Annotated in this window: 9 protein-coding genes; 8 read left to right on the top strand and 1 reads right to left on the bottom strand. The window is 34.4% G+C overall.

All coding sequences use genetic code 11. From position 1 onward, the window contains the following. Positions 1–322: 322 nt before the first annotated feature. The 6 genes from ACOQN8_RS16065 (at position 323) to ACOQN8_RS16040 (ending at position 7,490) form a co-directional block, all read left to right on the top strand. Positions 323–835, top strand: a complete 513-nt coding sequence (locus ACOQN8_RS16065; RefSeq protein ID WP_272149726.1) for a helix-turn-helix domain-containing protein — start codon at positions 323–325, stop codon at positions 833–835. 228 nt (positions 836–1,063) lie between these two features. Then, on the top strand, positions 1,064–2,164 hold the full coding sequence (locus ACOQN8_RS16060) for a DUF2911 domain-containing protein (RefSeq protein WP_420553442.1): 1,101 nt from the start codon (positions 1,064–1,066) through the stop codon (positions 2,162–2,164). Positions 2,165–2,288: 124 nt separating this feature from the next. After that, the gene (locus tag ACOQN8_RS16055; RefSeq protein ID WP_420553441.1) at positions 2,289–3,662 is read left to right on the top strand and encodes a serine aminopeptidase domain-containing protein; all 1,374 of its coding nucleotides are present in this window, start codon (positions 2,289–2,291) and stop codon (positions 3,660–3,662) included. Between the two features lie 4 nt (positions 3,663–3,666). Further along, positions 3,667–5,193, top strand: coding sequence for a S41 family peptidase (locus tag ACOQN8_RS16050; RefSeq protein ID WP_420553440.1), 1,527 nt, complete (start codon positions 3,667–3,669; stop codon positions 5,191–5,193). A 17-nt stretch (positions 5,194–5,210) separates the two neighbouring features. Continuing rightward, positions 5,211–5,909: a S1 family peptidase gene (locus ACOQN8_RS16045; protein ID WP_420553439.1), complete on the top strand. Its 699-nt coding sequence runs from the start codon at positions 5,211–5,213 to the stop codon at positions 5,907–5,909. Positions 5,910–5,918: 9 nt separating this feature from the next. Then, positions 5,919–7,490, top strand: a complete 1,572-nt coding sequence (locus tag ACOQN8_RS16040; RefSeq protein ID WP_420553438.1) for a DUF885 family protein — start codon at positions 5,919–5,921, stop codon at positions 7,488–7,490. Positions 7,491–7,615: 125 nt separating this feature from the next. Here ACOQN8_RS16040 and mnmE read toward each other — a convergent pair whose 3' ends face one another. Continuing rightward, positions 7,616–9,010, bottom strand: a complete 1,395-nt coding sequence (mnmE, locus tag ACOQN8_RS16035; RefSeq protein WP_420553437.1) for a tRNA uridine-5-carboxymethylaminomethyl(34) synthesis GTPase MnmE — start codon at positions 9,008–9,010, stop codon at positions 7,616–7,618. A 379-nt stretch (positions 9,011–9,389) separates the two neighbouring features. On the opposite strand from mnmE, the gene ACOQN8_RS16030 reads away from it, so the two are divergent. Further along, positions 9,390–9,860 carry a hypothetical protein gene (locus tag ACOQN8_RS16030; protein WP_420553436.1) on the top strand — a complete coding sequence of 157 codons (471 nt, stop codon included), beginning with the start codon at positions 9,390–9,392 and terminating at the stop codon, positions 9,858–9,860. 28 nt (positions 9,861–9,888) lie between these two features. After that, on the top strand, positions 9,889–23,418 hold the full coding sequence (locus ACOQN8_RS16025; RefSeq protein WP_420553435.1) for a T9SS type B sorting domain-containing protein: 13,530 nt from the start codon (positions 9,889–9,891) through the stop codon (positions 23,416–23,418). Position 23,419 lies beyond the last annotated feature (1 nt).

Raw genomic sequence — 23,419 nt, 5'->3', positions numbered from 1 at the left:
AAGTATTATTAAAGGAAGCATCTCAATAAAAAAACATGTCATTCATTTTATACCTTTTGTAATATTTTTGGTATTGAATATATTACTGGTTCTTCTGTTTCTTTTGAAACGAGATAGTGAAGTAACTTCAAACATTTTATGGCTTAGAAATTCTTTTGATAAACTGTATTTCGTGCAAGTTATTAGCTATACTTTTATTTCTTTTTGGGTGATATACAAGCATAAGAGCGACAACCTAAGGTTTGTAAAAATTTCCAAATGGCTAAAACAAACTTTAGTTTTCTTTATTATGATTTGGTTGATGTTTCTTATCGGTTCGTTAATGGAAAGCTTACCGAAAATTTCTTATACCTTTACATTTATAGGAATATTACTATTGTTGGGATTGTCTAATATTACTTTATTTCAACTATTAAATCATCCAGAATTTTTTTATAATAACCTAATGGTAAAACTCCGAAAGGAAACTGTCAATTCTAAAATCAATAAGGAAAACTATAACAAGCTTTGTGATTTGTTGGTAGAGAAAAAACTCTATAAAAAAACCGATTTAAAGATCGGTGATTTATCAGATGCTTTAGGAGAATCTGCGCGAAACATTTCAATTTTAATAAACACGTATTATAAAGGTAATTTTTACGACTTTATTAATTTCTATAGAATAGAAGAAGCAAAATCTCTTTTAAAAAATGGAGACGAAGAAATGACAATCCTAACCATTTTATATGAATCTGGATTTAATAGTAAGTCTGTTTTTAACTCTGTTTTTAAAAAGACTGTTGGTCAAACACCATCTAATTACAGAAAGAATTATATTTCTACTATGTACGGATAATCTTCACTACTTATTACTTTCCTTTCTGTTGATGTAGATAATTTTTGTTAAATCACTCTTAAAAGTAAGTACTAATTTCTGTTTTTACAGGTATTAGGACGACTCAACACGCTTTAAAAATTAGGTTTGTACAAGATTTACTATTTCATTCTATCTAGCATAGAGAGCCTTGAATAGTTCTTCTCGATTTTAAAATTAATTATAAATAAAGTAAAATACACAAAAGAAATGAAGAAGTTAATAGCTTTACTATTTGCAGCATTTTTAATGCAGAATTTAATGGCACAATTTCACACCTTAAATATGCCTCAAGGGAGTCCGAGAGTTCAAGAAACCCAAAAATTAGGGATAACCGAGATTACATTAGATTATGGAAGTCCTGCATTACGTAATAGGGATGTTTGGAAGAATCCTAATATTATACCTCAGGGTGGAAATCCTATAGCTTGGAGAGCTGGAGCCAATATGGCTACAACTATTGAATTCACAACCGATGTGTTAGTTGAAGGGCAGTCTTTAAAAGCAGGCATTTATGGGATTCATATTATTCCTGACAATGACACATATACTTTATTATTTGCTCATAATCACAATCAATGGGGAAGTTATTACTTAGATAAAGATAAGGATGTAAGCTTAAAAGTAACTGTAAAGCCTGAGCCTTGCGCAAAGTCAGAACAGCTAGACTATGAATTCTTAAACAGAACTGAAAACTCATTGGTTATTGGATTAGAATGGGGTGAAAAACGAATTCCATTTAAAGTAGAAGTTGATTTAAATAGAACTGTTGTAGAAAGCTTTAGAAATGAACTACGAGGTATTAATACTTACCATTGGCAAGCATGGAATGATGCTGCTTTATGGTGTTTAAATCACAATACCAATTTAGAAGAAGCTTTACAATGGGCAAACCGTTCCATAAATGGCGGATATGGTGGTTACGCGGCTGATAAGAATTTAACGAATATGTCAACTAAGATAAGATTGTTAAGAAAACTAAATAAAACTGAAGAAGCTAAAACTACCATTGCAGAAGCAAAGGAAATAAACGCGACTTTATATGAGGCAAATGGTTTTAGTAGGTTTTTAATTCAAAATGGTTTATATCAGGATGCATTAGAGTACTGCAATGACTTACTTGAATCAAACCCTAATACATGGTTTTTAGTGTTGAATAGAGGTATAAGCCAATATTTTTTGAATAATAAGAAAGCAGCGTTAAAAGATATCAGAAAAGTACTAAAAACAGCACCAGAACAATTTCAATCCAGATTGAACGAAATTATAAAAGAGATTGAAACGGGAACATATAAATTACCCAGAAACTAATATAGTTATTCAAAATTAAATCGGAAGTGACTAAGGTAGAGAAGGTTGATGTTTTCTTCATTTAATAGTTTGAGTTCCTTCTCATTTTATCATTTTTTAATATTTAATAAAACCAAAGTAAAAGATGAAAACAAGATACATAAGTCTAATAATTATAATGTTATTGGTACAGAATATTTTAGAAGCACAAACCTTAAAAAGAAAAGGTCTTCTAGGTATCACTATGCAAACATTAAATGATAGTATAGTTAAACAAGAAAATTTAAAAATCAACTCTGGAGTACTAATTAATACTGTAATGCCGAACTCAACCTTTTTTAATTTAGGAGTCAAGGAAGGTGATGTACTTTCTAAGTTAAATGGAATATCAGTAACAACCGTTCAAGATGTTTTAGCAATTACTAGATTGCTTTATGAGGGTGATAAAATCGAAGCTGATTATTATTCAGAAAATAAAAGAAAGAAAAAGACTACATCTTTATTAGGTAAACCAATTGAAGTCTTTAAAAATGCTAATGTTAAATATAGTGAGGTTGTATATCAAGACAATGCGCTAAGAACCATTTTGGTTACTCCAAAAATTATAAAAAATCCACCAGTTGTATATTTTTTACAAGGCTACACATGTGGCTCTGTAGAGACAGTTTCGGACCAGTACCCTATGAAAAAATTAATGAATGATTGGTTAGAAGCAGGGTTTGCTATTTACCGTATTGAAAAGCCTGGAGTTGGAGATAGTAAAAGTAAAAAACATTGTATGCAAATAAGTTTTAATGAAGAATTAAAGGCGTTTCAAGAAGGTTATAAAGATTTGCTAAAACAAAAATCTATTGATACTGATAACATCTTTATGTTTGGGCATTCTATGGGAGGTGTCATCGCACCACTTTTAAACGAACTTAAATCACCACGTGGTATTGTAACCTATGGAAGTATTGCTCAAAATTGGTATGATTATATGGTAGACTTGTATACTATTCAACCTAAGCATTTTGGAGTATCTGATGAACAGATCAAGGAAGATAACAAAATTAACTTAAAATTTAACAAGGACTTTTTAATCAATAAACTATCAGGTGAAGAAATATTGGCTAACAAATCTTATGCAGACTTTTTCAGTGCAAACATCACTAATTTTAAACAAAACCAATACATAGGTCGTCATTTCGATTTTTGGCAAAACTTATCTGATGTAGATATTCCTAGAGCATGGTCAAAAGTAAATACCAAAGTTTTAGCAATGCATGGTGAATTTGATATTCAGGCTATAAGTCCAAAAGGAGCCAAAAGAATAGCAGAAATAGTAAATAACAATGGGGGTAAAGGGGATTTTATTTTGATTAATAAAGCAGACCATGGCTTTGTAAACTTCAATTCGATGCAGCATAATGTTGAAACTCTTGGTAGTGGTAACTATTTAAGACACGCCATAAATAATTACAGTACAGATTTAGGAAAAGAAACTGTAAAGTGGATGAAATCTAAACTCGAAAAGTAGATTAATGAGAAAAATATTACTATTTACCTGTTACTTACTATTTTCTTACTCTGGAAATTCACAAGAGATAAACCTACAAATTGAAAAAAAGTTATGGCAAGAAGACTTTAAATATTTAAAACAAAGAGTTGAGAAAATCGCACCTATGTATCAATATGAAGCAGTCAAAAAAAACTTCAATTCAGTTTATAACGACCTATTGACTTTAGATTTTAATGGTTATGAAGCAATGTTTAGTATTCAAAAATTAATGAACACTCTAAATGACGAAGGTTGTAATGTGCCACTATTTCAAAAAGGACTTGAATTACAAGTTTTACCTATTAAAACTTATTGGTTTTCAAATGGTTTGTATGTTTTAGATGCTTCAAATAATTATAAGGAAATTATTGATAAACAAGTAATTAGAATCAATAATACTCCTATTGAAAAAGTGTTTGAAAAGCTAAAAATTTTCCTAAATGCTGATAGTCTACATTATAAAAAACACCTTTTTCAGGTGTATGGATTTATGCCCTCTATACTTAAGACAGTAGGTTTAGGAATTAACGACAACGAAGTAAAACTAGAGTTTGCATCAGGGAAAACAACACTTATAAAAAGTGAATCAATTAATGAATATGTAAAATTAAATAGAAAATTACCAAACGATGAGTTTTTTAGTTACACTAATAAAAATTATAAAGGAAAGAACTATTGGTTGGATTTTATACCAAATACTAAAACCCTATTTGTACAGCTACAAGCAGTTGTAAATAATAAAGAAGAATATTCGTTTTCTAATTTTATCGATAAAATAGAAGAAAATATAACTTCCAATAAAACTGATAAAATTATTATTGATGTTAGATATGGGGGAGGTGGAAACGGCTTTAAATTAAAACGATTAACAGATTTATTAAGAGTTTCCAAAGCGATTAATAAAGAAGGCCATTTATTTGTATTAACAAGTAAAGCAACAAGAGGAGCTCTATTAGAATTGGTATCAATTTTAAATCTAAATACTAAGGCAATTCTTGTAGGAGAACCAACAGCAGAAGGCGTAAATACCGTTGGAGACATTAAATACATTACTTTACCAAACTCTGGTTTAAAAGTATCGATTACTCATACATTGTGGGCGACTAGTTGGAAACAGGATTCTAATAAAACATTGCTGCCACATTTAAAAGTTAATTATTCTTTTACTGACAAAAAAGCAAACATTGACCCTTGGATTAAGGCAACAGAAGCTTATTCAATAGAGGCTAAGAAGAAACCTATTCCTAAAGAATTAAGAAAGCAACTTGAAGGTAAATATAAAGTTGAAAAAAGAAAACTACGTATTAGAGAGACAGACGGAAAATTGTATTTAAAAATGTCTAGACGAATAAGAAGTTTTTTTGAAATCAGTACTGAATTATATTATCAGTCAGAAGGCATTCTTTCTACAGATATTGAAAATGTTTTTCTTAAATACAGTAAAAATTCCTCAGGAAAGATAAAAATTGAAACTATAAAATGGAATAACTTAAATCTAAAAGTTGAATAATTACCTATATTAATATTATGAAGTCTTTAAAAAAAATATTTTTTGTTTGTATACTAATAACATTTACAAATGTTTTTGCTCAAATAGATTCTGTTCTAGTCTGTAAAGCTGAATTTAAAAATTCAAAGTTTGATAACGCTCATGCAGGAAGTGGTTTTTTACTTCGTTACAAAAGTAAAATCTATGCCATAACTGCAAAACACGTATTGTTCTTTGCAAAAACAAATCGTATGAAAAACATCAGTTTTGGTAACGAACTAAAAGCTTGGACGCTCTATTCTAAAGAAAGTAAAAATAAAATCACAGTCGGAAAGCTTATTAATGAAAATACGGATGAAGCTATTACAATGCCACCTAAAGGAGATTGGTTAATCTTTGGAGTTAACAGTGTAATACCAAAAAATATAGCAGTATATACACTTCGAGATTCACCTATAAAAAAAGGAGAGAAGCTTTATTTTTTAGGCTATTCATATGATAAAGAAAAACCAATTAGAGTAGGAGGAACATTTATTAATTACACTAAAGAAGGTAGTTTAAGTTTAAATGTACCAAAAGGTAATTATGGAGGGTGTAGTGGTGGTCCTGTTTTAGATACACATGGTAAATTGGTTGGTATTGTTTCAATGGGGTATTTTAATCAAAAGAAACAGAAATATGTTTTTGAACCAGCTTCTTTGAGTTATTTCAAAAATGTAATTAATAACAACAAATAAATCATCAATATGAAATTTTTAATAAGTCAAAAAGAAAAGCTTTTTATAATTTCAAAGAAGGATAAAAAACTAAATTCTATAAAAAGTATATTCTTATCCTTAATAGTACTAATTTCTTTTACAGGATGTACAAACAATAACTCCTCATTTTTACAATTTGAAAAAACTACTGCTCCACAGGTTTTAGTAAAAAGAAGCCTCTCTACCAACTTTTTGGAATGGAACAGTGTATTTGTGCCTTCTACGAATGAACTATACTATACCAAAAATCAAAAAACTGGTTCAGTAATTAAAAAGTTTACTGTGTCTGATGGAGGTTTTATAAATGAATCAACAATTGGTTTTTCACAACGTCAACAATTTAACAGGGTTAAAAACGATTTTTTAAAGCAATATCCCTTATTAAGAATTCCAAACTTGCAAATTAACTATGTGAATACATTAAATAGCATAAAGAGTAAAGACAGCATTGCGATTCAAAAACTATTTTTCACTAAACTGAAAGAGAAATTAAAAGAAATAGATGAGTCTAAACTAACCGATAATCAAAAAGTCGACTATAATATACTTAGCTATGAAACTGAATTAAACTTAGAAAGAATTGAACTTGAAAAAAAATGGAATTATAACTCAAAACTGGATGATTCTAAAAGTATTTTTACAGTACAAGATGGAAAGCAATGGTATGCATATTTACTAAAGCGTTGGTTAGATAAAGAAGTGTCTCCAGAGGAGTTATATAAGTTTGGTTTAGCCGAAATAGAAAAGGTCAAGTTACATATGAAAAGGCTACAAGAAGCATCGGGTTTATCAAAATCAAATTTCAAGACATACTTAAGTAATGATGAGTTCTTTTTTAAAAATCCAGATGATGTAAAAACTGCTTTTGTTAATATTAAAAAGAAGGTTGCTGTAAAAGCTGATAAAATGTTTCCTTATATAAATGACATTTCAGACGTAAGAATTGAAAGAGGCACCAATAATTCACTATCGCAAGTTCCAGCATACTATAACAATAGTACATTTTATTTCAATTTTTTTGAAGAATCATTTAATAAAAGACAATTAGGTTGGTTTTATATTCATGAAGCAATTCCAGGTCATCATTATCAGTTTATGGTTAATAATATTGTTAAAAGAACAGAAATTCAAAATTTGTTTTGGTATCCAGGTTTTGCTGAAGGTTGGGGAGCATATGTAGAATATTTGGGTAATGAATTAGGAGTATACGAAACGATATATGACGAATATGGTAAATGGGAGTGGGATTTAATTCGTTCAGTTAGAGTAGCTTTAGACATAGCCATTAATTATTATGGATCGTCCGATCAAAAAGCTTTAGAATTTTGGAAACAACACATCAAGGATCAAGATGATATTGGAATACGAGAAATTAATAGAATGAAACGTTGGCCAGCTCAAGTAATTACATATAAGTATGGAGCCAGTTTATTTTTAGAATTTCTTGAAAAAGCTAAAAGAGATAAAAATTTTAACTTCAAAAAGTTTCACAAAGAAATCATTAAAAATGGAGATATTCCTTTATCAATTCTTAAAACATTGACATATAAAATTAACTGATTAAAGATGTTAGATGAAATCTTAATTATCAAAAATTAGTATTTATTACAATGGTTTCCTAAACTTTATTAATTAGTTCGAATATTAAATAATATTGTAGAATCACTAAAATTAGCAAAAAGCATTTATTTCCCGATACAGAAATTACCAAAAATATGTCCAAGAATGTCTTTATCAACATCATATTCACCGGTAATGTTACCTAAATGACGAAGACACTCACGAATATCAATAGCAAATAAATCAGAAGAAATATCTAATTCGATACCATTTTTAACAGATTCAATACTCTCTAAAGCTAAGGTAAGCGCTTCAAAGTGACGAGAGTTGGTAACAATAGTCTCGTTATTACTTAAAGCACCAGTATTTACTAAAGAAGTTAGTTCGGCAGTGAGCTCATTAATACCAGTTTTTTGTTTAGCAGAAAGTAAAATCACATTTTCAATTTCAGATGCTAAAACAGCAGAATCATGACATGAAAGTGTATCAATTTTATTAGCAATAACTAACAAACGTTTGTTTGGAAAACGCTCTTTAATAGCTTCAATTTCTTCTAAGAATAAATCACTTGAATGTATGTATTTATTAGAATCAATTAAGAAAATAATTAATTGAGCATTTTCAGCTTTTTCATAAGCTTTTTTAATACCAATATTTTCAACAACATCTTCAGTTTCTCTAATTCCAGCAGTATCAATAAAACGGAAAGCAACACCATCAATAATCATCTCATCTTCAATTGCATCACGAGTAGTTCCTGCAATATCAGAAACAATAGCTTTCTCTTCATTTAATAAAGAATTTAATAAGGTAGATTTACCTACATTAGGTTCACCAATAATAGCAACAGGAATTCCATTTTTCATAGCATTACCAAAGGCAAAAGAATCAATAAGACGCTTTAAAACAAAGGTGATTTTTGAAACCAATTCTTTAAATTTGGTTCTGTCAGCAAACTCTACATCTTCACCAGAAAAATCAAGTTCTAATTCAATTAAAGCAGCAAAATCTAATAATTTGGCACGTAAATCTTTTAGTTCATTCGTAATTCCACCACGCATTTGCTGAATAGCCATTTGATGACTAGCAGCCGAATTAGAAGCAATTACATCAGCAACAGCTTCAGCCTGACTCAAATCCATTTTACCGTTTAAAAAGGCACGCATGGTAAACTCACCATTATCAGCCATTCTACAACCATTTTTTAGGAATAATTGTATAATTTCTTGCTGAATAAAACTAGAGCCATGACATGAAATTTCAACGACATTTTCACCAGTATAAGAATTAGGATTCTTAAAAATAGATACTAAAACTTGGTCAAGAATAACTCCATTATTTACAATATGACCTAAATGTAAGGTATGAGATTTTTGAGAAAGTAGAGATTTATCCTTTTTTACAGATTGAAAAAAAGCATCTACAATTTCAATAGATTTTTCACCAGAAAGTCTTATAACGGCAATAGCTCCAACCCCAGATGGCGTAGCCATAGCAATAATAGTATCGTTTTGAATCATAATGCAAAATTACCTATTAAGAAGCAAAAAATATAAAATCTTTAATGAATTTTTACATTTAAAAAAGGAGAGGGGGAAAACCCCTTTTTTTTCATACATCGTTTTTTTTAACGAAAAGATATCCTATATTTGATATAATCGTTTTTAAAAACTTACGAAAACGTTAACCTCTCAAAATTAATACTATTACCCAATTAGTATTAGTTTTTCCTCCCTATATAATTTTAAGAATTTATTTTACTATTACTCAAAAACAGTAATACGTTGTTTACGTGCAAAACGTATACCCTTTTACACCCTCTTTTTACCCTAATTAATACCTATTTCTAAATAGTTAGAATTAGTGTGTTATACAATATTATAACATAAAAAAGAATGTATGGTTTATAAAATTACGTTAACAATATGCTTATTAATAACAACAATATTTCAAGGGATATCTCAAAATTTAGTAGAGTTATCTGTAAAAGAATATAGTCAAAAAGCAGATTACGAAAAAGAACATATACATAAGTTGCAAATAAAAAATAATGGCTTAACTAAAGCTAGTTATCAAGTTAACTTAACCAATGTTCTTTGTAAAAAGAAGAATACTGTAATTACAGAATTTGATTACTCATTGTATGATGAAAATATGAATCCAATTCGTAATGAGATAACAGTAGATATAAATGAAATAAAAACATTTTATTTAAAAATAACCAAGCCAAATAACTTAAATCTTGGTAAGTGGAGTTGTACGCAATTAGAAATATCTGAAGTGTCAAATCCAAACGTATTTAGAAGGGCAACCGCCTTAGATAAAATTACCTTAAAATCATATATACCAAACCCAAGTAGCGATAACTAATAAGTTTTTGCTATAAAACTGTTTACTTATGAAAAAAATTACTCACATAATTTTATTGTTTTTTGGGCTGGTCTTTTTACTTGGTTCAGAAGAATTGAAAGCTCAGGTAAAACAGAGTTTTCAACCTAGATTTTCAGAAGCAGTAAATGGAAACGTAACATTAATAGCTAACAATGTTTTATCTAGACATGAAAGCAATAACTATAACGGAAATGATGGAAATCACGATTTTACAAACAATGTATTTGTAGATATTGATAATGATAATACTACATTTAACTCAAGTAATGCAAATTTTGTAAATCCAGAACCATCAATTAGTTGTTTAAGTATTAAAAAAGCATATTTATACTGGGCAGCAGCAGATTTAGAAGAAGATGATCCAGATGATGAACCAGATTGGGATTATAATAAAGTAAAATTACAACTTCCAGGAAGTTCAACATATCAAACTATAACGGCAGATCAAGTTATTTTTAGAGGAAGAGATGAACCAGGGCATTTTGTAAATGACCCATATATCTGTTTTAAAGATATAACAAACGATGTAAAAGGATTATCATCTCCATACGGAACATACCAAATAGCAAATGTTAGGGCAAAAGAAGGAGAACTAGAATCTCATGGAGGAGGAAATACAGGTACATCAGGAGGTTGGCAAATAGTATTTGTATATGAAAGTCCAACAATGCCAGCTAAAAATATATCATTATTTGATGGATATGCTAATGTAACGAGTAGTATTAATGAATTTGAGATTGGATTTAGTGGTTTTCAAACAGTACCATCAGGTAATGTTAATGTAGATGTTGTAATAGGAGCTTTAGAAGGTGATAGAGATTTATCAGGAGATAAATTACAAATAAGAAACGTTAGTAATAACTGGGTAGATGTATCGTATAGTTTACGTAGTGCTAATAACTTTTTTAATAGTAGAATAGGAAAAGATGGAACCGATTTTACGAATAGAAATCCAGCAAGTACCAATACATTAGGGTTTGATGCAGATGTATTTCCATTAAATAATTCAGGAAATTCAATTATTGATAATGACCAAACATCAGCAACAATTAGATTAACATCTAATCAAGAAACCTATGGGTTATTTTTAATAGGACTATCAGTAGATGTATGGAAACCAGACTTAGCGCCATTAATTCTTACAAGCTCACCAACAACAGGTTCTTCTGTAAATGTAGGAGATACAGTTGACTTTTCTGTAGATGTAGAGAACAATGGAAATGATGATGTAAGAAATTTAAGTATAGAAGTAGATATACCACAAGAAGTAGAGTTAACACAACCTATAACAGGTTTACCTTCTGGTGTAACTTATACATATAATAGTGGAACGAGAAAGTTAACATTCAATGCTGTAAATGGAATAACAGATGTAGGAGATGCAGCATACACCCTAAATTATCAGGTAGTAGTAAAAGGACAATGTTACTTTCTAGAAAATACTTGTTCAGACAAGTTTCAAATGCAAATGACTGCAAATTATATTGGAGAAGAAAATAGTAATTCACAATCAACAGTAAGCTCCAATTCAGTAGATAGTTGTGGTATTGGAGATGAATTACCCAACACTATAAATATTAATCAGCCAAGTGAGGCTAGTTGGACAACTGCAGCAAACTTTTTAGATAGAACTGTTTCATGTGATGATTCAGCAGCTCTACAAGCAGCGCAGCAACTAATACCTGAATTAAACTGTAATTTAGCAACAGTAAAAACATCAGGGAGCTTTGTTCCTTCAGTTAATTGTAGCACAAATGGAACATATACAAATACTTGGACATTTACTGATGCTTGTGGAAGAGTAAGTGGAACATTCACACAAACAATCACCGTAGAAGATAACACGGCACCAGACTTTACAGTTCCAGCAAACACAACAATATATGCCGCAGCTGATTGTACATATGATGCCAGTGTAGGAGTAACAGGAGATGTAACCGATGAGTCAGATAACTGTGATACAAGTTTAGAGGCAACTTTTAGTGATTCAGTAGCAGCAGGAAGCTGTGAAGGAGAACAAGTCATCACAAGAACATGGAGCTTAACCGATGATTGTGGAAATACCACTAGTAAAGTACAAACAATCACAGTAGAAGATAATACAGCACCAGACTTTACAGTTCCAGCAAATACAACAATTTATGCCGCAGCTGATTGTACATATGATGCAAGTGTGGGAGTAACAGGCGATGTAACCGATGAGTCAGATAACTGTGATACAAGTTTAGAGGCTACCTTTAGTGATTCAGTAGCAGCAGGAAGCTGTGAGGGAGAACAAGTAATCACAAGAACATGGAGCTTAACAGACGATTGTGGAAATACCACTAGTAAAGTACAAACAATCACAGTAGAGGATAACACAGCACCAGACTTTACAGTTCCAGCAAACACAACGATTTATGCAGCAGCCGATTGTACATATGATGCCAGTGTAGGAGTAACAGGCGATGTAACAGATGAGTCAGATAACTGTGATACAAGTTTAGAGGCAACTTTTAGTGATTCAGTAGCAGCAGGAAGTTGTGAGGGAGAACAAGTAATCACAAGAACATGGAGCTTAACAGACGATTGTGGAAATACCACTAGTAAAGTACAAACAATCACAGTAGAGGATAACACAGCACCAGACTTTACAGTTCCAGCAAACACAACAATATATGCCGCAGCCGATTGTACCTATGATGCAAGTGTAGGAGTAACAGGAGATGTAACCGATGAGTCAGATAACTGTGATACAAGTTTAGAGGCAACTTTTAGTGATTCAGTAGCAGCAGGAAGCTGTGAAGGAGAGCAAGTAATCACAAGAACATGGAGCTTAACAGACGATTGTGGAAATACTACAAGTAAGGTACAAACAATCACAGTAGAAGATAACACGGCACCAGACTTTACAGTTCCAGCAAACACAACGATTTATGCCGCAGCTGATTGTACCTATGATGCAAGTGTAGGAGTAACAGGAGATGTAACCGATGAGTCAGATAACTGTGATACAAGTTTAGAGGCAACTTTTAGTGATTCAGTAGCAGCAGGAAGCTGTGAGGGAGAACAAGTAATTACAAGAACATGGAGCTTAACAGACGATTGTGGAAATACTACAAGTAAAGTACAAACCATCACAGTAGAAGATAATACCGCACCAGACTTTACAGTTCCAGCAAACACAACAATATATGCCGCAGCCGATTGTACCTATGATGCAAGTGTAGGAGTAACAGGAGATGTAACCGATGAGTCAGATAACTGTGATACAAGTTTAGAGGCAACTTTTAGTGATTCAGTAGCAGCAGGAAGCTGTGAGGGAGAACAAGTAATTACAAGAACATGGAGCTTAACAGACGATTGTGGAAATACCACTAGTAAAGTACAAACAATCACAGTAGAGGATAACACAGCACCAGACTTTACAGTTCCAGCAAACACAACAATATATGCCGCAGCTGATTGTACCTATGATGCAAGTGTAGGAGTAACAGGAGATGTAACCGATGAGTCAGATAACTGTGATACAAGTTTAGAGGCAACTTTTAGTGATTCAGTAGCAGCAGGAAGCTGTGAGGGAGAACAAGTAATTACAAGAACATGGAGCTTAACCGATGATTGTGGAAATACTACAAGTAAAGTACAAACCATCACAGTAGAGGATAACACGGCACCAGACTTTACAGTTCCAGCAAATACAACAATTTATGCCGCAGCTGATTGTACATATGATGCAAGTGTGGGAGTAACAGGCGATGTAACCGATGAGTCAGATAACTGTGATACAAGTTTAGAGGCTACCTTTAGTGATTCAGTAGCAGCAGGAAGCTGTGAGGGAGAACAAGTCATCACAAGAACATGGAGCTTAACAGACGATTGTGGAAATACTACAAGTAAGGTACAAACAATCACCGTAGAAGATAACACGGCACCAGACTTTACAGTTCCAGCAAATACAACAATATATGCCGCAGTCGATTGTACATATGATGCAAGTGTAGGAGTAACAGGCGATGTAACCGATGAGTCAGATAACTGTGATACAAGTTTAGAGGCAACTTTTAGTGATTCAGTAGCAGCAGGAAGTTGTGAAGGAGAACAAGTAATCACAAGAACATGGAGCTTAACCGATGATTGTGGAAATACTACAAGTAAAGTACAAACCATCACAGTAGAAGATAACACGGCACCAGACTTTACAGTTCCAGCAAACACAACAATATATGCCGCAGCTGATTGTACATATGATGCCAGTGTAGGAGTAACAGGAGATGTAACCGATGAGTCAGATAACTGTGATACAAGTTTAGAGGCAACTTTTAGTGATTCAGTAGCAGCAGGAAGCTGTGAGGGAGAACAAGTAATTACAAGAACATGGAGCTTAACCGATGATTGTGGAAATACTACAAGTAAAGTACAAACCATCACAGTAGAGGATAACACGGCACCAGACTTTACAGTTCCAGCAAACACAACGATTTATGCCGCAGCTGATTGTACATATGATGCAAGTGTGGGAGTAACAGGCGATGTAACCGATGAGTCAGATAACTGTGATACAAGTTTAGAGGCTACCTTTAGTGATTCAGTAGCAGCAGGAAGCTGTGAGGGAGAACAAGTCATCACAAGAACATGGAGCTTAACAGACGATTGTGGAAATACTACAAGTAAGGTACAAACAATCACCGTAGAAGATAACACGGCACCAGACTTTACAGTTCCAGCAAATACAACAATATATGCCGCAGTCGATTGTACATATGATGCAAGTGTAGGAGTAACAGGCGATGTAACCGATGAGTCAGATAACTGTGATACAAGTTTAGAGGCAACTTTTAGTGATTCAGTAGCAGCAGGAAGTTGTGAAGGAGAACAAGTAATCACAAGAACATGGAGCTTAACCGATGATTGTGGAAATACTACAAGTAAAGTACAAACCATCACAGTAGAAGATAACACGGCACCAGACTTTACAGTTCCAGCAAACACAACAATATATGCCGCAGCTGATTGTACATATGATGCCAGTGTAGGAGTAACAGGAGATGTAACCGATGAGTCAGATAACTGTGATACAAGTTTAGAGGCAACTTTTAGTGATTCAGTAGCAGCAGGAAGCTGTGAAGGAGAACAAGTCATCACAAGAACATGGAGCTTAACCGATGATTGTGGAAATACCACTAGTAAAGTACAAACAATCACAGTAGAAGATAATACAGCACCAGACTTTACAGTTCCAGCAAATACAACGATTTATGCCGCAGCTGATTGTACATATGATGCAAGTGTGGGAGTAACAGGCGATGTAACCGATGAGTCAGATAACTGTGATACAAGTTTAGAGGCTACCTTTAGTGATTCAGTAGCAGCAGGAAGCTGTGAGGGAGAACAAGTAATCACAAGAACATGGAGCTTAACAGACGATTGTGGAAATACCACTAGTAAAGTACAAACAATCACAGTAGAGGATAACACAGCACCAGACTTTACAGTTCCAGCAAACACAACGATTTATGCAGCAGCCGATTGTACATATGATGCCAGTGTAGGAGTAACAGGCGATGTAACAGATGAGTCAGATAACTGTGATACAAGTTTAGAGGCAACTTTTAGTGATTCAGTAGCAGCAGGAAGTTGTGAGGGAGAACAAGTAATCACAAGAACATGGAGCTTAACAGACGATTGTGGAAATACCACTAGTAAAGTACAAACAATCACAGTAGAGGATAACACAGCACCAGACTTTACAGTTCCAGCAAACACAACAATATATGCCGCAGCCGATTGTACCTATGATGCAAGTGTAGGAGTAACAGGAGATGTAACCGATGAGTCAGATAACTGTGATACAAGTTTAGAGGCAACTTTTAGTGATTCAGTAGCAGCAGGAAGCTGTGAAGGAGAGCAAGTAATCACAAGAACATGGAGCTTAACAGACGATTGTGGAAATACTACAAGTAAGGTACAAACAATCACAGTAGAAGATAACACGGCACCAGACTTTACAGTTCCAGCAAACACAACGATTTATGCCGCAGCTGATTGTACCTATGATGCAAGTGTAGGAGTAACAGGAGATGTAACCGATGAGTCAGATAACTGTGATACAAGTTTAGAGGCAACTTTTAGTGATTCAGTAGCAGCAGGAAGCTGTGAGGGAGAACAAGTAATTACAAGAACATGGAGCTTAACAGACGATTGTGGAAATACTACAAGTAAAGTACAAACCATCACAGTAGAAGATAATACCGCACCAGACTTTACAGTTCCAGCAAACACAACAATATATGCCGCAGCCGATTGTACCTATGATGCAAGTGTAGGAGTAACAGGAGATGTAACCGATGAGTCAGATAACTGTGATACAAGTTTAGAGGCAACTTTTAGTGATTCAGTAGCAGCAGGAAGCTGTGAGGGAGAACAAGTAATTACAAGAACATGGAGCTTAACAGACGATTGTGGAAATACCACTAGTAAAGTACAAACAATCACAGTAGAGGATAACACAGCACCAGACTTTACAGTTCCAGCAAACACAACAATATATGCCGCAGCTGATTGTACCTATGATGCAAGTGTAGGAGTAACAGGAGATGTAACCGATGAGTCAGATAACTGTGATACAAGTTTAGAGGCAACTTTTAGTGATTCAGTAGCAGCAGGAAGCTGTGAGGGAGAACAAGTAATTACAAGAACATGGAGCTTAACAGACGATTGTGGAAATACTACAAGTAAAGTACAAACAATTACAGTAGAGGATAACACGGCACCAGACTTTACAGTTCCAGCAAACACAACAATATATGCCGCAGCCGATTGTACCTATGATGCAAGTGTAGGAGTAACAGGAGATGTAACCGATGAGTCAGATAACTGTGATACAAGTTTAGAGGCAACTTTTAGTGATTCAGTAGCAGCAGGAAGCTGTGAGGGAGAACAAGTAATCACAAGAACATGGAGCTTAACAGACGATTGTGGAAATACCACTAGTAAAGTACAAACAATCACAGTAGAGGATAACACAGCACCAGACTTTACAGTTCCAGCAAACACAACAATATATGCCGCAGCTGATTGTACCTATGATGCCAGTGTAGGAGTAACAGGAGATGTAACCGATGAGTCAGATAACTGTGATACAAGTTTAGAGGCAACTTTTAGTGATTCAGTAGCAGCAGGAAGCTGTGAGGGAGAACAAGTCATCACAAGAACATGGAGTTTAACAGACGATTGTGGAAATACTACAAGTAAGGTACAAACAATCACAGTAGAAGATAACACGGCACCAGACTTTACAGTTCCAGCAAACACAACGATTTATGCCGCAGCTGATTGTACCTATGATGCAAGTGTGGGAGTAACAGGAGATGTAACCGATGAGTCAGATAACTGTGATACAAGTTTAGAGGCAACTTTTAGTGATTCAGTAGCAGCAGGAAGCTGTGAAGGAGAGCAAGTAATCACAAGAACATGGAGCTTAACAGACGATTGTGGAAATACTACAAGTAAAGTACAAACAATCACAGTAGAGGATAACACAGCACCAGACTTTACAGTTCCAGCAAACACAACGATTTATGCAGCAGCCGATTGTACATATGATGCCAGTGTAGGAGTAACAGGCGATGTAACAGATGAGTCAGATAACTGTGATACAAGTTTAGAGGCAACTTTTAGTGATTCAGTAGCAGAAGGAAGTTGTGAGGGAGAACAAGTAATCACAAGAACATGGAGCTTAACAGACGATTGTGGAAATACTACAAGTAAAGTACAAACCATCACAGTAGAAGATAATACCGCACCTATAATAGATGAAACAAATAAAGCTAATATAGATATTGAATGTGGAGTAGGTAATACAACACAAACGTTACAAGATTGGTTAGACAATAATGCAGGAGCAACAGCAACAGATAATTGTAGTAGTGTTGTTTGGACTAATGATTATGGAAATGATACATCGATTAAATGTGATGGAAGTTATATCAATGTAACATTTACAGCAACAGATGCATGTGGTAATCAGAGTTCTGTAGTTGCAGGATATTTAATAAAAGATGATACAGCACCAGTAATAGCAACAGAAGCTTCAAGTAGTACAGTAGAGTGTGATGGTTCTGGTAATTTAAGTGAGCTAAATACATGGTTAAGTAGTAATGGAGGAGCAAGTGCTACAGATGCTTGTAGTGTAGTTTCATGGAGTAATAATTTTACTGAATTAGATTACACATGTAGTTTCGTAGGAGAGGTAGAAGTAATATTTACAGCTACAGATGCTTGTGGTAATACAAGTACAAGTACAGCTAAATTTACAATTGAAGATACCAAAGCACCAGAGTTTGTAGAGAGTTTACCAGGTGATATAACCGTGAGTTGTGATAATATTCCTGTAATGGAAGTTTTAACAGCAACGGATGATTGTGATACAACAGTAACCGTAGTTCCAAGTGAAGTAACCAGTGGCGATGACGATGCTTGTGGATCAGAATACTTAATCACAAGAAAATGGACAGTAAGTGATTGTTCAGGAAATACCACAACACACATACAATCAATTACGGTAGAAGATACCAAAGCACCAGAGTTTGTAGAGAGTTTACCAGGTGATATAACTGTGAGTTGTGATAATATTCCAGCAATGGAAGTATTAACCGCAACCGATAATTGTGATGCAGTGGTAACCGTAGTTCCAAGTGAAGTAACCAGTGGAGATGACGATGCTTGTGGATCAGAATATTTAATCACAAGAAAATGGACCGTAAGTGATTGTTCAGGAAATACCACAACACACATACAATCAATTACAGTAGAAGATACCAAAGCACCAGAGTTTGTAGAGAGTTTACCAGGTGATATAACTGTGAGTTGTGATAATATTCCAGCAATGGAAGTATTAACCGCAACAGATAATTGTGATACAACAGTAACCGTAGTTCCAAGTGAAGTAACTAGTGGAGATGACGATGCTTGTGGATCAGAATATTTAATCACAAGAAAATGGACCGTAAGTGATTGTTCAGGAAACACCACAACACACATACAATCAATTACGGTAGAAGATACCAAAGCACCAGAGTTTGTAGAGAGTTTACCAGGTGATATAACTGTGAGTTGTGATAATATTCCAGCTATGGAAGTATTAACCGCAACAGATAATTGTGATGCAGTGGTAACCGTAGTTCCAAGTGAAGTAACCAGTGGTGATGATGACGCTTGTGGATCAGAATACTTAATCACAAGAAAGTGGACAGTAAGTGATTGTTCAGGAAATACCACAACACATATACAATCAATTACAGTAGAAGATACCAAAGCACCAGAGTTTGTAGAGAGTTTACCAGGTGATATAACTGTGAGTTGTGATAATATTCCAGCTATGGAAGTATTAACCGCAACAGATAATTGTGATGCAGTGGTAACCGTAGTTCCAAGTGAAGTAACCAGTGGTGATGATGACGCTTGTGGATCAGAATACTTAATCACAAGAAAGTGGACAGTAAGTGATTGTTCAGGAAATACCACAACACATACACAAACAATCGAAGTAGAGGATACCAAAGCACCGGAGTTTGTAGAAAGCTTACCAGAGAATACAACAGTAAGTTGTGATGCCATTCCAGAGGCAGCAATATTAACAGCGACCGATAATTGTGATTCAGAAGTAACGGTAAATTACTCCGAAGCAATTACAGGACAGGATGATGAGTGTGCATCAGTATATACAATAACAAGAACATGGACGGTAAGTGATTGTGCAAACAATACCACAACACATACACAAACAATCGAAGTAGAGGATACCAAAGCACCAGAGTTTGTAGAAAGTTTACCAGAGAATACAACAGTAAGTTGTGATGCCATTCCAGAGGCAGTAATATTAACAGCGACCGATAATTGTGATTCAGAAGTAACGGTAAATTACTCAGAAGCGATTACAGGACAGGATGATGAGTGTGCATCAGTATATACAATAACAAGAACATGGACGGTAAGTGATTGTGCAAACAATACCACAACACATACACAAACAATCGAAGTAGAGGATACCAAAGCACCAGAGTTTGTAGAAAGCTTACCAGAGAATACAACAGTAAGTTGTGATGCAATTCCAGAGGCAGTAATATTAACAGCGACCGATAATTGTGATTCAGAGGTAACGGTAAATTACTCAGAAGCGATTACAGGACAGGATGATGAGTGTGCATCAGTATATACAATAACAAGAACATGGACGGTAAGTGATTGTGCAAACAATACCACAACACATACACAAACAATCGAAGTAGAGGATACCAAAGCACCAGAGTTTGTAGAAAGCTTACCAGAGAATACAACAGTAAGTTGTGATGCCATTCCAGAGGCAGTAATATTAACAGCGACCGATAATTGTGATTCAGAAGTAACGGTAAATTACTCAGAAACAATTACAGGACAGGATGATGAGTGTGCATCAGTATATACAATAACAAGAACATGGACGGTAAGTGATTGTGCAAATAATACCACAACACATACACAAACAATCGAAGTAGAGGATACCAAAGCACCAGAGTTTGTAGAAAGCTTACCAGAGAATACAACAGTAAGTTGTGATGCCATTCCAGAGGCAGTAATATTAACAGCGACCGATAATTGTGATTCAGAAGTAACGGTAAATTACTCAGAAACAATTACAGGACAGGATGATGAGTGTGCATCAGTATATACAATAACAAGAACATGGACGGTAAGTGATTGTGCAAATAATACCACAACACATACACAAACAATCGAAGTAGAGGATACCAAAGCGCCGGAGTTTGTAGAAAGCTTACCAGAGAATACAACAGTAAGTTGTGATGCAATTCCAGAGGCTGAAGTATTAACTGCAACCGATAATTGTGATTCAGAAGTAACGGTAAATTACTCCGAAGCAATTACAGGTCAGGATGATGAATGTGCATCGGTATATACAATAACAAGAACATGGACTGTAAGTGATTGTGCAAATAATACCACAACACATACACAAACAATCGAAGTAGAGGATACCAAAGCGCCGGAGTTTGTAGAAAGCTTACCAGAGAATACAACAGTAAGTTGTGATGCAATTCCAGAGGCTGAAGTATTAACTGCAACCGATAATTGTGATTCAGAAGTAACGGTAAATTACTCAGAAACAATTACAGGACAGGATGATGAATGTGCATCGGTATATACAATAACAAGAACATGGACGGTAAGTGATTGTGCAAACAATACCACAACACATACACAAACAATCGAAGTAGAGGATACCAAAGCACCAGAGTTTGTAGAAAGCTTACCAGAGAATACAACAGTAAGTTGTGATGCCATTCCAGAGGCAGCAATATTAACAGCGACCGATAATTGTGATTCAGAGGTAACGGTAAATTACTCAGAAGCAATTACAGGACAGGATGATGAATGTGCATCAGTATACACAATAACAAGAACATGGACAGTAAGTGATTGTGCAAGCAATACCACAACACATACACAAACAATCGAAGTAGAGGATACCAAAGCACCGGAGTTTGTAGAAAGTTTACCAGCGGATACAACAGTAAGTTGTGATACAATTCCAGAGGCAGTAATATTAACAGCGACCGATAATTGTGATTCAGAAGTAACGGTAAATTACTCAGAAGTGATTACAGGACAGGATGATGAATGTGCATCAGTATATACAATAACAAGAACATGGACAGTAAGTGATTGTGCAAACAATACCACAACACATACCCAAACAATCGAAGTAGAGGATACCAAAGCACCAGAGTTTGTAGAGAGTTTGCCAGGTGATATAACTGTGAGTTGTGATAATATTCCAGCAATGGAAGTATTAACCGCAACAGATAATTGTGATACAGTGGTAACGGTAAATTACTCAGAAGCGATTACAGGACAGGATGATGAGTGTGCATCGGTATATACAATAACAAGAACATGGACGGTAAGTGATTGTGCAAACAATACCACAACACATACACAAACAATCGAAGTAGAGGATACCAAAGCACCGGAGTTTGTAGAAAGTTTACCAGAGAATACAACAGTAAGTTGTGATGACATTCCAGAGGCTGAAGTATTGACTGCGACCGATAATTGTGATTCAGAAGTAACAGTAAATTACTCAGAAGCGATTACAGGTCAGGATGATGAGTGTGCATCAGTATATACAATAACAAGAACATGGACTGTAAGTGATTGTGCAAATAATAGCACAACACATACACAAACAATCGAAGTAGAGGATACCAAAGCACCAGAGTTTGTAGAAAGCTTACCAGAGAATACAACAGTAAGTTGTGATGCCATTCCAGAGGCAGTAATATTAACAGCGACCGATAATTGTGATTCAGAAGTAACGGTAAATTACTCAGAAGTGATTACAGGACAGGATGATGAGTGTGCATCGGTATACACAATAACAAGAACTTGGACGGTAAGTGATTGTGCAAACAATACCACAACACATACACAAACAATCGAAGTAGAGGATACCAAAGCACCGGAGTTTGTAGAAAGTTTACCAGCGGATACAACAGTAAGTTGTGATGCCATTCCAGAGGCTGAAGTATTGACTGCGACCGATAATTGTGATTCAGAGGTAACAGTAAATTACTCAGAAACAATTACAGGGCAAGGAGAAGGATGTCCTTCAGAGTATACAATAATTAGAGTTTGGGAATCTGAAGATTGTGCAGGAAATAAGGTGAGTCATACTCAAGAAATTAAAGTAGAAGATAATGAGGCACCAGAACTGGTTACAAACTTAACAGACATAAATGTGAGTTGTGATGAGATTCCAGAAGTACCAACATTAGAATTTGTAGATAATTGTTCAAGTAACGTCACACAAACAAATTTTGAAGAGGAAAATACTTTTGATGGAACAAACAATGATTATCAAATAATAAGAACTTGGACAGTTGCTGATGATTGTGGAAATACAGCAGAATTTGTTCAAAACATAAATGTAACAATAGAAACAGTAACAACAACAATAGCAGATTCAAAATGTATTGATGATGGTATTGTAGACTTAAACGATTATTTAATAAATATTAGTACAGATGGTGAGTGGGAAGTAACAAGTGGAAATGTAACACTTACTACAGATAACACATTCGATCCTTCAAATATAGCTTTAGGAGATTATGTATTTACCTATACAGTTGCTAATGAAGGTTGTTTATCATCAATTAGTTTAACAATAAATATTAATGATGATTGTGTGGTATTACCGTGTGGGCAAGAAGATGTAATTATATCTAAAGCAGTAACACCAAACGGAGATACATGGAATGAATTTTTTACAGTAACAGGAATCGAATCGTGTGGATTCATAACCAATGTTAAGATATTTAATCGTTGGGGAGCAAGAGTTTACGAATCGAACAACTATGCAAATGATTGGAACGGAATTTCAGATGGATCAACATTTGGATCGGCAAAAAGATTGCCAGCAGGAACTTATTATTACATAGTAGTGTTAGAAAATAGTGGATTAAAACCATTTACAGGAGCAATTTATTTAGGAACCAAATAAT

Origin of the sequence: Tenacibaculum aiptasiae (assembly GCF_965221665.1) — a bacterium.
Classification (GTDB): Bacteria; Bacteroidota; Bacteroidia; order Flavobacteriales; family Flavobacteriaceae; genus Polaribacter; species Polaribacter aiptasiae.
The sequence above is the reverse complement of the archived record's forward strand: the minus strand, read 5'-3'. Positions and strand labels throughout refer to the sequence as shown.

What these genes read in the sequence shown, in the direction of transcription:
- mnmE (WP_420553437.1), bottom strand. Translation starts at nt 9,010, where the DNA reads ATGATTCAAAACGATACTATTATTGCTATGGCTACGCCATCTGGGGTT.
- ACOQN8_RS16045 (WP_420553439.1), top strand. Translation starts at nt 5,211, where the DNA reads ATGAAGTCTTTAAAAAAAATATTTTTTGTTTGTATACTAATAACATTT.
- ACOQN8_RS16050 (WP_420553440.1), top strand. Translation starts at nt 3,667, where the DNA reads ATGAGAAAAATATTACTATTTACCTGTTACTTACTATTTTCTTACTCT.
- ACOQN8_RS16060 (WP_420553442.1), top strand. Translation starts at nt 1,064, where the DNA reads ATGAAGAAGTTAATAGCTTTACTATTTGCAGCATTTTTAATGCAGAAT.
- ACOQN8_RS16025 (WP_420553435.1), top strand. Translation starts at nt 9,889, where the DNA reads ATGAAAAAAATTACTCACATAATTTTATTGTTTTTTGGGCTGGTCTTT.
- ACOQN8_RS16030 (WP_420553436.1), top strand. Translation starts at nt 9,390, where the DNA reads ATGGTTTATAAAATTACGTTAACAATATGCTTATTAATAACAACAATA.
- ACOQN8_RS16040 (WP_420553438.1), top strand. Translation starts at nt 5,919, where the DNA reads ATGAAATTTTTAATAAGTCAAAAAGAAAAGCTTTTTATAATTTCAAAG.
- ACOQN8_RS16055 (WP_420553441.1), top strand. Translation starts at nt 2,289, where the DNA reads ATGAAAACAAGATACATAAGTCTAATAATTATAATGTTATTGGTACAG.
- ACOQN8_RS16065 (WP_272149726.1), top strand. Translation starts at nt 323, where the DNA reads ATGGAAAGCTTACCGAAAATTTCTTATACCTTTACATTTATAGGAATA.